This window comes from Rhizorhapis sp. SPR117, from assembly GCF_021742065.1.
On record NZ_JAKKIE010000028.1, the window covers coordinates 16,747 to 30,258 of the forward strand.

The window sequence follows — 13,512 nt, forward strand, 5'->3', positions numbered from 1 at the left end:
GCTAGAATAGGCCGGGAAGGGCCAGTGTGGCAATGGCCTGTGCAGCTATGCCTTCGCCGCGTCCGGTAAAGCCAAGCCTTTCGGTCGTGGTCGCCTTCACCCCGACCCGATCCGGCGCGATTCGTAAAACCTCTGCAATGCGTATCTGCATGGCGTCACGATGCGGTCCGATTTTCGGAGCCTCGCAAATGATGGTAAGATCGACATGGATGATCCGACCGCCACGCGCGGCGACTCTGTCACGTGCATGTTCCAGAAATATCACCGACGCGGCGCCCCGCCATTGGGGATCGGACGGCGGAAAATGGCTGCCGATATCACCTTCGGCCAAGGCTCCGAAAATCGCATCCGTCAGGGCATGCAGGGCAACATCGGCATCGCTGTGTCCGCTCAGTCCCTTGTCATGAGGAATATGAACGCCACCAAGCCACAACGGCACATCAGCAACCAGGCGATGGACATCATAACCCATGCCGGTGCGGATTGAATATTGATCTGCCAGACGCTGCTCTGCCAATATAAAATCGGCGGGATAAGTCAGCTTTTCCAACATCACGTCCCCTCCGACCAATATGACGTCATGACCGGCTGCACGGGCAATCTGCGCATCATCGGATGCGTCCAGGCCTTCATTCCAGGTTTGATGTGCCGTCAATATTGCTTTGAAGTCAAATGCTTGCGGTGTTTGCACCCGGACAATGCCTGTGCGGTCAACGCTATCGCCAAGGATAGTCTCACCGTGCGCGAGCGTGTCGACGACAGGTAAAACGGGAATCGCGCCGGTGCTGTGCTCCAACGCATCGAGCAGCCGTTCAATAACATCATGCGGCAGAAATGGCCTCGCCGCATCGTGGATCAGCACTTTGGCTGCACCTCCCGTTGCCGCGATATGGTTCAGACCCGCCCGCACCGACGCCTGACGCGTAGCGCCGCCGATTACGCAGGTTGGAACCGGCATGTCTCCCAGTGCCGCCTTGACGTCATCGCCTTGCCCCTCTGCAATGACAAGAATGACGTCATCAATTCTGGCATGGCTGGAAAAAGCCTCAACCACATACCTTATCAGGCTTTTTCCTGCGACCTTGCGAAATTGCTTGGGCACATCGCCGCCCGAGCGTTCACCACGCCCTGCCGCGACGATCAAGGCTATGTTCCGTTTGCCATTCCTCATGCCCAGCGCCATAGCGCAGCCCTCTCTTGCCCGCCAGCCGCTTTGCCGCTATGGCCTGCCTGTTTTTTAGGCAGATCGATGCGCAGACTTGACCCGATATCCATTGGCCCAATGCAGATTGCTATGCCTGTCATCCTTGCGCCCATGACCGGCGTAACGGACATGCCGTTCCGCACGCTTGTGCGCCGCTATGGATCTGGCCTCAACGTAACGGAAATGATCGCCAGTCAGGCGATGATTCGCGAAACACGGCAATCCTTGCAAAAAGCCGCATGGCATCCTGTTGAAGAACCTGTCTCCATGCAGCTCGCCGGTTGTTCCCCGTATGAAATGGCGGAAGCGGCGAAGCTGAACGAGGATCGTGGCGCGGCGATCATTGATATCAACATGGGCTGCCCGGTTAAAAAGGTTGTGAACGGGGAAGCGGGGAGCGCCCTGATGCGGGACCTGCCGCTGGCCGCATCGCTGATCGAAGCGACAGTCAAGGCGGTCAGCGTGCCTGTGACGGTGAAAATGCGCATGGGTTGGGATCACAGCAGCCTCAACGCACCGGAGCTGGCGCATATTGCGGAGGATCTGGGTGCGCAGTTGATCACCGTCCATGGCCGCACCCGTTGCCAGATGTACAAGGGCAGCGCCGACTGGTCCTTCATTCGCAAGGTCAAGGATGCCGTCAAGCTTCCCGTGATTGCCAATGGCGACATCTGTACCATTGAGGATGCAGAAATCGCTCTGGAACAGAGCGGCGCGGATGGCGTGATGATTGGACGCGGCGCTTATGGGAAACCCTGGTTGCTCGGCCAGGTGATGCACTGGTTTGCCAGCGGACAACGTCGACCCGATCCCTCTATAGATGAACAATATGCAGTTATTACAGAGCATTATTGCGCGATGTTGGAACATTATGGTCCAGTGGTCGGGGTCAATATGGCTCGCAAGCATATCGGCTGGTACACCAAGGGCCTGACGGGATCGGCCGAATTTCGCAACGCCGTCAATCAAGTCGCTGACGGCGCAAGAGTGTTAGATATGCTGGAACGTTTCTATGCTCCCTGGCTAAGCCGAGCTGCCGCCTGAACCCGATGGCACAGGCGCCGCCTCATCGGACACATCACGGTTACCCAGATCTTGCGGATATTTTCACCGCCATGCCGGTAGCCGCGCTGATCGTGGCGCCGGACAATCGGATCATGAATGCAAATGTCCGGGCCGAAAGCTTGTTCAACATGGCGCGATCGGCCATTATTGGCAGCGATGTAGCCCGCACGATCCGCATTGCCGATATGACGGCGCGCGTCGACTTCTGGAACACGGATAAGCCGCTGTCGGCTTATGACGTCCATGTGCACGCGGGTCGTATGGCGGCGATGGAGGTCGATCTGATGATTTCGCCCATTGCCGAGCATGACGGATGGCGAGTGGTTGCGATCCACGCGCACAGTCAGGCGCAAAACATCGCTCACCGACGCGCGGCAAGCGGCACCGCGATGGGCGCAGCCGCAATATTGGCGCATGAAATCAAAAACCCATTATCCGGGATCAGAGGCGCGGCTCAGTTGCTGGAAGCCAGCGTGGACGATGATTCGGCCACTTTGACGCAGCTTATTTGTCATGAAGTCGATCGGATCGCGGCGTTGATAGACCGGATGCAGCATTTTACCACGGATCAACCGCTGACTTGCAGATCGGAAAACATCTATCCCCTGCTGGACAGGGCTGTTGAATTGGCAGCAGCAGGATTTGCCAAAAATGTAAAGTTGGTGCGGCAATATGATCCATCCTTGCCCTTTGCCGAAATTAACGGAGACGCTTTTGTCCAGATTATGTTGAATCTTCTGAAGAATGCAGCAGAAGCTCTTGAATTAGTGGATAAAGGTGAAATCCTGATCACCACAGCCTTTCGCCATGGCGTTTTTGTGATGGTAGAAGGAAAGGGCAATGCCCTGCTACCCATTGAAATACGGATTTCCGACAACGGACCGGGTGTACCCGATCACATTCGCGAACATTTGTTCAGCCCCTTCATATCGGGGAAGCGGGACGGGCAGGGGCTTGGACTGGCGCTTGTCGACAAGCTGGTGCGCGACATGAATGGCCTGGTTCAATATTCGCGTGAACCCGACAGCGGACGAAGTGTTTTTCGTATCCTGCTACCAATGGCGCGGGGACAGGCATGACGCCAAAAGGTCGAATTTTGGTAGTGGATGACGATCGGGCGATCTGCGTGGTCATCAGCGAGGCTCTTCGTCGCGGCGGTCACAAGATCAAAACGGCAGGGACCATCGCTGAACGTGCGCAATTGCTGAACAGTTTCGCGCCCGATGTCCTGATTACCGACGTCAAGCTGCCAGATGGCGATGGCCTGGACGATGTCGCCCATATCATTTCCGCACATCCCGACATGAACGTCATCATATTATCAGCCCAGAACACATTGAATACAGCGGTCCGCGCGACCGAAAAAGGGGCGTTCGAATATCTTCCAAAGCCCTTTGATCTTAATGAACTAGCCCGCGCCGTAAGCGACGCCTTGTCGAAAAAGCAGATTAGCGATGACGACGAGGAGCATTCCATCGACGAAAACGATGGCATGCCGCTGATAGGTCGCTCCATAGCGATGCAGGAGGTCTATCGTACTATTGCCCGAGTGATTTCCAACGACCTTACGATCCTGGTGCTGGGCGAATCCGGCACCGGCAAAGAACTGGTCGCTGAAGCCATTCACAATCTGGGACCGCGCAGGAGCAAGCCTTTTGTTGCCATCAACATGGCGGCCATTCCGCGAGAACTGATCGAATCGGAATTGTTCGGCCATGAAAAGGGTGCGTTTACAGGGGCGCAGGCGCGCACGGCCGGCAAGTTCGAACAAGCTCAAGGCGGCACGCTGTTTCTCGATGAAATCGGCGACATGCCGATGGAGGCGCAAACCCGGTTGTTGCGGGTGCTGCAATCGGGTGAATTCACGACCGTCGGCGGCGCCAATCCCATCAGGGTGAATGTACGGATCATTGCTGCCACGAATCAGGATTTGCCGACACTGATCACTGAAAACAAGTTTCGTGAGGATTTATATTATCGGCTGAATGTCGTTCCCATTCATCTGCCCGCGCTACGCGATCGGCGTGATGATGTGCCACTGCTCGCCCGGCATTTTCTTGAGCTTGCAGCCAATGACGGCTTGCCCCGCAAGCTGCTGGCGGACGATGCCGCACGATGGCTGTCACAGTATAATTGGCCGGGCAATGTCCGCGAATTGCAAAACCTGATGCAGCGTTTGGCCGTATTAAGCCGTGAAGATGTCATAAGTTCTACCATGGTGCAGCAGATATTGCCGGCAACGCAGGTTGATCGGGGACATTCCGGTGAATCGGTGGAACGATTGGAAAACGCAGTGCGGATATGGGCAAAGGACAGTCTTTTATTGGGAAATGCCGGCGGTAATGGCAACCCGGACGATGAGGTCCTGCATGAGGCGCTTTTGTCGGTGGTCGAGCCCGTATTACTGAGGGAGGCCTTGCTGAGCGTAGATGGCAATCAGATCAGGGCGGCCCAGATACTGGGGATAAACCGCAATACATTGCGCAAAAAACTCAATGATTATGGCATGGACCCGGCAAGCCTGCGCCATAACGAATGAATAATCGGATTTGATTTGGCTCGCGTGCAAAAACCGTGTGTTAATAGCAACGCCATTGTTGTACCTCTGCAACTATGAATAGTTTGGCTGATCTGCAGCATAACCAGGGTAAAATGTCCTGGCGGATGAGACTGGCGCAACTCCGGCGCAATCCTCATTTCGCTACTTTTGTTGAAGCAGCCACGCTGCTCACCTTCCTGCTGATCGCCGTCATTACCTATTTCGTCGTTGCCGGACACGACCGGCCCGACAAGTTGCTGGCGCCGCCGGTCGTCGCCTTGTTGCTGGTCGCAAACCTGGTTCCTGCGATTGCACTGCTCGTGCTGCTTGGGCGGCGCATCGCCAAAAAGCGTGCCTCGCAATCTCTGATTGGCGGGGATGGCCAACTTCATGTCCGCCTGGTTGCGATATTTTCGATTATTGCAAGCGTGCCGATGCTGCTGGTGGTTATCTTCGCATCGCTGTTGTTCCAATATGGCGTGCAATTCTGGTTTTCCGAAAACGCGCGAACCATGCTGCAAAACGCCAGCGGCCTTGCTCGGGGTTATTACGAACAGAACAAAAAGGAAGTGGGTGATGAAACCGTCACGATGGCGGGGGATTTACGTGACTATCTGTCACAGACGTCCGTCAGCAGCCCGGATTTTGCGGAAGGGTATATTTTCCAGGTCGTCACACGAAAACTCAATGAATCGGCAATCATCGAAATTGGCAAGGACGGCGTCGCACGGACCGCCGCCATGGTGGACCCAGACAAGCGCGCCGCAGAAAATCGCTTGACGAAGGATGTTATCGAACGCCTAGCCAAAGGCGAAAATGTGGTGGTGAAGGCTCAGGCTGACCGGATCGAAGCCGTGACGTTGCTTGATCCAGAGGCCAAAGTCTATCTTTACGCCTCACGCGATTCCGACGTGCCTGCGTTCAGCCAGATGAAGCGTGCACGCGCTGTGCTGGCGGATTATGAAGATTTTACCCAACGCTCACGCGCCCTTCAGTTACAATTCAATGCGGCACTTTTTGTTGGTTCGTTGCTACTGGTCGGTATTGCGGTGTGGATTGCACTTGCGGTTGCCGACCGTCTGGTGCGTCCAGTGGCAGAACTTGTCGATGCCGCGCGCAAGATTACGGCAGGTGATTTGTCCGCCCGGGTGTCTGGCCCACATACCCGGGATGAGGTCGGCACACTCGCCAGCGCTTTCAACCGCATGACCCAGCGTCTGGAGGCGCAAACCAGCGCATTGGTGAGTGCCAACAGCCAGCTCGACAACCGCCGGGCCTTTATTGAAGCCGTACTGTCGGGCGTGACGGCGGGCGTATTGTCGGTTGACCAGAATGGCACAGTCCAGCTCGTCAACAGTTCGGCACAGGCAATCCTGCAACAGGGAAACGTCAGCAATATCGGAGAACCGCTTTCGGCGCTTTCCCCGGAGCTGGCCGAATTGCTCGATAGTGACCAGAATGCAGCCATCGTACAGGTCAAAGTAAACTCTGATCTGCTTACACTGGCGGTCAAGGTGGTGAAGGATGCTTCTGGCCATGTTCTGACGTTCGACGATATAACCCAGCAATTGACCGATCAGCGGCGAGCGGCATGGTCGGATGTTGCGCGGCGGATTGCCCACGAAATCAAAAACCCCCTGACTCCTATCCAGCTTGCGGCGGAGCGGTTGCAGCGGCGCTATTCCAGCGAAGTGGTCAACGATAGGCCAACCTTCACCCGGCTGACCGGCACGATCATTCGACAGGTCGCGGATCTGCGCAGGATCGTCGATGAATTTTCATCCTTTGCACGGATGCCAAAACCGGTTTTCCGGCATGAGGCCATCGGCGACATTGCGCGTCATTCCCTGTTTCTGCATGAAGTCGCGCATCCTGACATCGCCTTCACCTTTGCAAGCGAGGTCGATGCGCGGGAAATCGTATGCGATCGACGGCAAATAGGACAAGCGCTGACTAACATTGTCAAGAATGCGGTAGAAGCCATTGAAGCAAAGTCAGAACTTGAGGATGGCTTGCCGCGTGGCAATGTGCAAATGCGCCTCTATGATGAAGGGGAGGGCCGGTTCGTCATATCCGTTCAAGACGACGGTATCGGACTTCCTGCCGAACGAGACCGTATCATCGAACCCTATATGACCACCCGGCAAAAAGGCACTGGCCTGGGCCTCGCAATCGTCAAGAAGATCGTTGAAGAACATTTCGGCGAGATGACCTTTGAGGACGCGCCGGGCGGTGGGACATGTGTGCGCATCATTCTCGACCCGCAGACGCTTGAAAATCTCGACTTAAGCACGACTGAAAACAAGGCAGTGACAACCGATGGCGCTTGATATTTTGATTGTCGACGATGAAGAGGACATTCGCGACCTTGTTTCCGGCGTACTGGAGGACGAAGGATATGAAACCCGCACAGCGGCGCATAGCGATGCCGCGCTGGGCGCGATAGATGCCCGACGTCCATCGCTGGTGCTGCTTGATGTCTGGTTGCAGGGATCCCGGTTGGATGGACTGGAACTGCTCGAAGAGATCAAGAAACGCGACCCTTCGCTGCCGGTATTGGTGATTTCAGGACATGGCAATATCGATACTGCCGTCGCCGCAATTCGCAAGGGAGCGGTAGATTTCATTGAGAAGCCATTTGAAGCCGATAAATTGCTTCACCTGGTTTCGCGCGCAACCGAAACGGATCGTTTGCGTCGTGAAAATGAAGACTTGCGGGCGCGGGTAGGGCAGGATGATGAACTGACCGGCGTCAGTAGCGCCATCAACGCGGTTCGCGCGACGCTCAGGCGCGTGGCAGGCACGGGAAGCAGGGTCCTGATTTCGGGGCCGGCGGGCGTTGGCAAGGAAGTGGCCGCGCGCATGCTCCACAGTTGGAGCGGTCGTGCCGATGCGCCTTTCATCATTGTATCGGCCGCACGCATGACTCCTGACCGGGTGGAAGAGGAACTGTTTGGAATTGAGGACGGCAATGGACTGGTGCGGCCCGGCCTGTTGGAACAGGCGCATGGGGGAACACTCTATCTTGACGAAATAGCGGACATGCCGCTCACCACCCAAGGCAAGATTCTTCGCGTGCTTACCGACCAGAGTTTTAACCGCATTGGCGGACAAAGGCTGGTCAAGGTCGATGTGCGTGTCATTTCATCAACGGCCAAGCTGCTTTCCACAGAAATCGAGCAGAAGCGTTTCCGGGAGGACCTTTTCTACCGCCTGAACGTCGTGCCGCTCGCGTTGCCGCCGTTGAACGAAAGACGAGAGGACATCCCGGCGCTCGTCGAGCATTATGTCGCCCGCTATGCCGCCGATCGCCGGGTACGTGCGCCAGACATCGCAAGCGACGCAATGGCTGCGCTGCAAGCATGCGAATGGCCGGGCAATGTCCGGCAGCTTCGTAATATTATTGAGCGCACGATGATATTGGCGCCCGGCGACCGGATCAGCCGCATTGACCTGGACATGCTGCCGTCGGAAATCACGGGCGGAGGCTCGCATGATGGCGCCGCTCAGACGGCGATCATGGGTTCGCCATTGCGCGAAGCCCGGGAAAGCTTTGAGCGGGAGTATCTGAAAATCCAGATTCGCCGTTTCTCCGGCAATATTTCCCGCACCGCAACCTTTATTGGCATGGAACGTTCGGCGTTGCATCGCAAATTGAAGTTGTTGGGAATCAGTGAAAGCAAAGGCGGCGAGGAATAAACCTTTCCATCGCAAATTTTTGCGCTGCACAATAGACCTGCACAGATATTTGAGTTATGCGCAGAAAGAGTTTCCTGACCCGCAGGGGACCATACGACGTCACTCAACGGCGCAATGTGGGCCATGCCCCACCAATAACGGAGCTATTCATATGGCCGATAAAGTCAATAACTTACAGGACATCTTCCTGAATTCCCTACGGAAATCCAAGACTCCGGTGACCATGTTTCTGGTCAAGGGCGTCAAGTTGCAAGGCATCATCACCTGGTTCGATAATTTTTCGGTTTTATTGCGGCGCGACGGTCAATCGCAGCTTGTGTATAAACATGCCATTTCGACTGTGATGCCGGCCCAGCCAATGGATTTGACCGAAATCCGCAAGGCTTTTGAAGAGACGCAGCGCAAACCCAAATTGTTGCAGGAGGTATTCCTCAGCGCGGTACGCAAATCAGGCTATCCGGTCACGATGTTTCTGGTGAATGGCGTCATGCTGCAGGGCGAAATTGCCGCCTATGACTTGTTCTGCATGATGCTGGAGCGCGATGGCATGGCGCAACTGGTCTACAAACATGCCATTTCGACAGTACAGCCAACCCATGCCCTCGATTTGTCGGGCGAAGGTGAAGATGAGGACATGGAAAACGATTGAGTGTTTTTCAACGTGAAGCAGAGGACGGCGTAACGCGCGGTACGCGCGCGGTTGTCGTCCATGCTGACCAGAAGCGGGCCGGACGCGATATTGATGCGCGCCTGGATGAAGTTACAGGCTTGGCAGCGGCCATTGGTATCGACGTGCAGGCGCGGCAATCCTTTCATGTGAGGGCTTCCCGGCCCGCCACACTGTTCGGCAGCGGGCAGGTCGATATGATCTCTGATCTCGTGGAAACCAGCGAGGCAGAGTTGGTGATTGTCGACAACCCTCTTTCACCCGTCCAGCAAAGCAATCTGGAAAAGGCCACAAAAGCCAAGGTTATCGACCGCACAGGGTTGATCCTCGAAATTTTCGGGGAACGCGCCGCCACCGCTGAAGGCCGGTTGCAAGTGGAATTGGCGCATCTCGACTATCAGGCCGGACGACTGGTGCGAAGCTGGACCCATCTGGAGCGCCAACGCGGCGGTTTCGGGTTTCTGGGCGGTCCGGGCGAAACACAGATCGAGGCGGACAGGCGACAGATTCGGGATCGCATGGCGAAGCTGCGCCGGGAACTGGATCAGGTCAGCCGCACGCGCGGATTGCACCGCGATCGGCGTAAACGCGCGCCGTGGCCCATCATTGCGCTGGTAGGCTATACTAATGCCGGAAAATCAACGCTTTTCAATCGCTTGACCGGCGCTGACGTCATGGCGGAAGATCTGCTTTTCGCAACGCTCGATCCCACTATGCGACAGATCAGTCTGCCTGGCATCGACAAGGCCATCTTGTCGGACACTGTCGGATTCATATCCGATCTGCCGACCCAGCTTATTGCTGCCTTCCGCGCAACGCTGGAGGAGGTGGTCGCTGCCGATCTCATTATCCATGTCCGTGACATTTCCCACCCTGATAGTGAGGCGCAGCGGGCCGACGTTCTGGACGTGCTGGAAGAACTGGGTCTGGGCGGGGAAGGGGCCTCCCCGATGATCGAAGCATGGAACAAGGTCGATCGGCTTGCACCCGACGCAGAAATCCACGTTCAGCAGATCGCAACACGCCGGGACGATGTGGTGGTCATATCGGCATTGGATGGTTCCGGGATCGATGCCTTGCAACGGCTTATAAGCGCAAAGTTGACAACGCAGAGTGAAGAACATGCCATAACTCTGGCCAACGATGATGGTGCAGGCCTCGCATGGCTCCATGCCCATGGGCAAGTTCTGGACAGCAGCGTTGATGGAAAACGGCTGGACGTCAGGGTACGAATGTCCAATGCGGACTATGCACGTTTTCTGCGGCGCAAAGCCTGATTATCTCCCCTTTGCCAACTGCCAGAGCTTTTCTTTTTCCATCAGGGACAGGCCCGCAAAAGCATCTCCGGCTTCTTGCTCCATATCACGGAAACGATGCTCAAATTTGCTATTGGCCTTACCTAATGCCTGTTCGGGATCAACGTTCATGTGGCGCGCCAAATTGACGACTGCGAATAACAGATCGCCGACCTCATCTTCCTTGTCCGATTGTGAAGTTGCTTCCTTAACTTCTTCTATTTCCTCATATATTTTAGCATATACCCCATCAGTGTCGGGCCAGTCGAAACCAGTCCGCGCGGCACGTTTCTGAAGCTTTGCAGCACGCAACAACGCAGGCAAAGCAGCAGCGACGCCAGCCAATGCACTTTTGTCATCATGATGCCTGCGCTCATCAGCCTTGATCTCTTCCCATCCCGGAAAATGGCTGTCTTCGCCAAAAACATGTGGGTGCCGTCGCGTCATCTTTTGGCAGATGCCGTCTACTACATCCTGAAACGCAAAATGTCCGGCTTCTTCAGCCATTCGGCTATGGAACACCACCTGGAGCAGGAGGTCACCCAATTCGTCGGATAGCGCCGCCATGTCATTCTTGTTGATGGCGTCGGCGACCTCATAGGCTTCCTCGATCGTATAGGGCGCGATTGTCGCGAAATTCTGGGCGATGTCCCATTGGCATCCATGTTCCGGATTCCGTAAACGCGCCATGATGTCCGTCAGGGGAGTGATGTTGGGGGGATTGCTCACGGTCATTCTAAAAGTCCGATAATATATATTATGTTAAATCATATATGGCAGTGAGGGTGGGGTAGCCCCATATGCCCCATACAGTTTCAGGCTGGCTCCAATATCATTTCGTCGCCCTCCACGCGCCAGCTTTTAAGCTGCGAGAGAAAATTCATGCCCAGAACATTCACATCGCCAAACGCTGGCGAAATAACGATAGCCAAATCGCTGGATCGTAACGGTCCGATCTCAAGCAGCGCTATATTGGAACGATGTGCTTCGATGGAGCCGTTGGCCGTTGCCAGCATCATCGGGAAGCCGGACTGGTCGATGTTCAATCCCGCGGCAAGCGCGGCACGTTCCGACAGCGCGGTAATGCTGGCGCCGCTGTCCACCAAAAAGCGCGTGCTGTTTCCATTGACGAGGCCATCAACCCAGAAATGACCGTCCGGTGACTTCTGTATCCGCAGCGTGTCGCCTTCGACCCGCTGTTGCGCCTCACCCGTCACTTCGGATTTTACATGATTGACGATAGAACTGATTTGGCTTCGATAACTGAAAAGACCAAGCGCGATCGCAAAAATGACGATCCACCAGAGCACCATGCCAAGCGCACCAGTCAAGGACCAGCGGCGCGACAACAGCGCGCTTCCGACAAGAACCATCGCCAGCAGCAGCCATATGAGTTCAGCGGATTGCGGCCCGGTCATGGAATGCTGACCGTCATGCCGTCATGTCCCGGAACCACACCGGGCGGCAATATGGTGCATAGATGAGCATAATCCATGCTCTGATCCATATGCGTCAGAATGGCCTGTCTCGGCCGCACCGTATCGATGGCGTCAAGGGTAAGCGCCAGATGCGTGTGCGTGGGGTGCGGCCGTTCGCGCAAGGCGTCGACCACCCAGACGTCCGTCCCTGTAAACAGGCCCATCATTTCGTCTGTAAATTCATGGAAGTCTGTTGAATAAGATATTGAAACCCCTTCATATTCGAAACGGAATCCCGTAGAGAAAATGTCTCCATGCGGCTGATCCACGCTCGTTATCCGGATGTCGCCAATGGTCATGTCGTCAGGCAATATATGGGCTTCAATCGTGGCTGGATAGTCATTGCGTCCATCGAAAACATAGCCGAAACGGCGGCGCAGATGACCGAGCGTTTCACGTCGTGCGTATCCGGGCACCGGGCGGCCATGGTGGTGAAATATCTGCCGCATATCGTCGATGCCATGACAATGATCGGCATGATCATGCGTCCAGAGCACGGCGTCGAGATCAATGACGTGGGCCGCCAGCAACTGCGCCCGCAAATCCGGCGATGTATCGACCAGGATCCGGGTGGTTGCAGTTTCCACGATGACGGACGCCCTGCTCCGTCTGTTTCTGGGCTCGGCGGGGTCGCAGGCACCCCAATCATTGCCGATGCGTGGAACGCCTGAAGATGTCCCGCAACCCAATATGGTCAGCTTCACGCGACCGCCTTTGCCACGGTGACCTTGTCAAACAAGGTCAGGAAATTGCGCCCCGTACTGGCGCTCAATTCCTCCACCGTTTCACCCCGCAAACCCGCCAGAAACCGTGCCGTGTCGGCAACGAAGGCGGGTTCACAACTTTTCCCCCGATGCGGCACGGGGGCCAGAAAAGGGGAATCGGTTTCGACAAGCAGCTTTTCGCTCGGCAAACGCGCTGCCGTTGCTTGCAGGTCCTTGGCATTCTTGAACGTCACTATCCCTGAAATGCTGATGTATAAGCCCAAAGCCAACGCCTTGTCGGCAAACTCGCCGCTAGCGGTAAAGCAATGGATGACGCCTTTATACGCCCCCTTCCCCATTTCATCGGTCAGAATCTCAATCGTGTCGGCTTCGGCATCCCGCGTGTGGACGATCAGCGGCAGACCGGTCTCCCGCGCAGCAGCGATATGCGCACGAAAACTGCGTTTTTGCTGGTCTCGGTCACTGTGATCGTAATAATAATCAAGGCCAGTCTCGCCTATGCCGACGATTTTGGAATGTTTCGCTCGATCTACAAGCTTGGCCGTATCGACCGCAGGATGCGCGTCGGCCTCATGCGGGTGGATGCCGACGGTGGCCCAGACGTCCGCGTTGCGCTCTGCTGTCGCCAGCACCGCATCCCATTCGCTTTCGCGGGTAGAGATGTTGAGCATGACGCCGACCCCGGCATCGCGGGCGCGATCCAGCACGGCGGTCTGATCCTCAACGAGGCCCTTATAGTTCAGGTGGCAGTGGCTATCGATCAGCATGAGGGGGATATAGGGGGTCTTTCCGACTTCGTCACGGTTGGAAGTTCAGGAAGTTTCCCAAATCTTCTCCGTC

At 55.9% G+C, this 13,512-nt stretch carries 12 protein-coding genes; 7 read left to right on the forward strand and 5 right to left on the reverse strand.

All coding sequences use genetic code 11. From position 1 onward, the window contains the following. Position 1: 1 nt before the first annotated feature. Complete coding sequence (locus L3X40_RS11985; RefSeq protein ID WP_237365877.1) at positions 2 to 1,171, reverse strand: bifunctional 2-C-methyl-D-erythritol 4-phosphate cytidylyltransferase/2-C-methyl-D-erythritol 2,4-cyclodiphosphate synthase; 1,170 nt, start codon at positions 1,169 to 1,171, stop codon at positions 2 to 4. A gap of 78 nt (positions 1,172 to 1,249) precedes the next feature. Between L3X40_RS11985 and dusB the strand changes: the two genes are divergently transcribed. From dusB to hflX, 7 genes are all read left to right on the forward strand, one after another. Next, the gene (gene dusB, locus L3X40_RS11990) at positions 1,250 to 2,248 is read left to right on the forward strand and encodes a tRNA dihydrouridine synthase DusB (protein ID WP_237365878.1); all 999 of its coding nucleotides are present in this window, start codon (positions 1,250 to 1,252) and stop codon (positions 2,246 to 2,248) included. Positions 2,249 to 2,253: 5 nt separating this feature from the next. Then, entirely contained in the window at positions 2,254 to 3,348 is a 1,095-nt protein-coding gene (locus L3X40_RS11995) for a two-component system sensor histidine kinase NtrB (RefSeq protein WP_445177184.1), read from the forward strand. Next, complete coding sequence (gene ntrC, locus L3X40_RS12000) at positions 3,345 to 4,808, forward strand: nitrogen regulation protein NR(I) (protein ID WP_237365880.1); 1,464 nt, start codon at positions 3,345 to 3,347, stop codon at positions 4,806 to 4,808. Before L3X40_RS11995 ends, ntrC begins: the two co-directional genes overlap by 4 nt. A 113-nt stretch (positions 4,809 to 4,921) precedes the next feature. Further along, on the forward strand, positions 4,922 to 7,138 hold the full coding sequence (locus tag L3X40_RS12005; RefSeq protein WP_237365881.1) for a sensor histidine kinase: 2,217 nt from the start codon (positions 4,922 to 4,924) through the stop codon (positions 7,136 to 7,138). Beyond that, complete coding sequence (gene ntrX, locus L3X40_RS12010; RefSeq protein ID WP_237365882.1) at positions 7,128 to 8,507, forward strand: nitrogen assimilation response regulator NtrX; 1,380 nt, start codon at positions 7,128 to 7,130, stop codon at positions 8,505 to 8,507. The genes L3X40_RS12005 and ntrX overlap by 11 nt, the downstream gene beginning before the upstream one ends. 91 nt (positions 8,508 to 8,598) lie before the next feature. Then, positions 8,599 to 9,156 carry an RNA chaperone Hfq gene (gene hfq / locus L3X40_RS12015; RefSeq protein WP_272907951.1) on the forward strand — a complete coding sequence of 186 codons (558 nt, stop codon included), beginning with the start codon at positions 8,599 to 8,601 and terminating at the stop codon, positions 9,154 to 9,156. Then, the gene (gene hflX, locus L3X40_RS12020) at positions 9,153 to 10,451 is read left to right on the forward strand and encodes a GTPase HflX (RefSeq protein ID WP_237365884.1); all 1,299 of its coding nucleotides are present in this window, start codon (positions 9,153 to 9,155) and stop codon (positions 10,449 to 10,451) included. Before hfq ends, hflX begins: the two co-directional genes overlap by 4 nt. Here the strand turns inward: hflX and mazG are convergent, their stop codons facing one another. The 4 genes from mazG to L3X40_RS12040 all read right to left on the reverse strand — a co-directional run bounded on the left by mazG (position 10,452) and on the right by L3X40_RS12040 (position 13,439). After that, positions 10,452 to 11,204 (reverse strand): nucleoside triphosphate pyrophosphohydrolase, encoded by a 753-nt coding sequence (mazG, locus tag L3X40_RS12025; RefSeq protein ID WP_237365885.1) that lies wholly within the window; start codon positions 11,202 to 11,204, stop codon positions 10,452 to 10,454. An 80-nt stretch (positions 11,205 to 11,284) separates the two neighbouring features. Then, positions 11,285 to 11,887: a retropepsin-like aspartic protease family protein gene (locus tag L3X40_RS12030; RefSeq protein ID WP_237365886.1), complete on the reverse strand. Its 603-nt coding sequence runs from the start codon at positions 11,885 to 11,887 to the stop codon at positions 11,285 to 11,287. Continuing rightward, entirely contained in the window at positions 11,884 to 12,651 is a 768-nt protein-coding gene (locus tag L3X40_RS12035; protein WP_237365887.1) for an MBL fold metallo-hydrolase, read from the reverse strand. Before L3X40_RS12035 ends, L3X40_RS12030 begins: the two co-directional genes overlap by 4 nt. Next, on the reverse strand, positions 12,648 to 13,439 hold the full coding sequence (locus tag L3X40_RS12040; protein ID WP_237365888.1) for a TatD family hydrolase: 792 nt from the start codon (positions 13,437 to 13,439) through the stop codon (positions 12,648 to 12,650). The genes L3X40_RS12035 and L3X40_RS12040 overlap by 4 nt, the downstream gene beginning before the upstream one ends. Positions 13,440 to 13,512 lie beyond the last annotated feature (73 nt).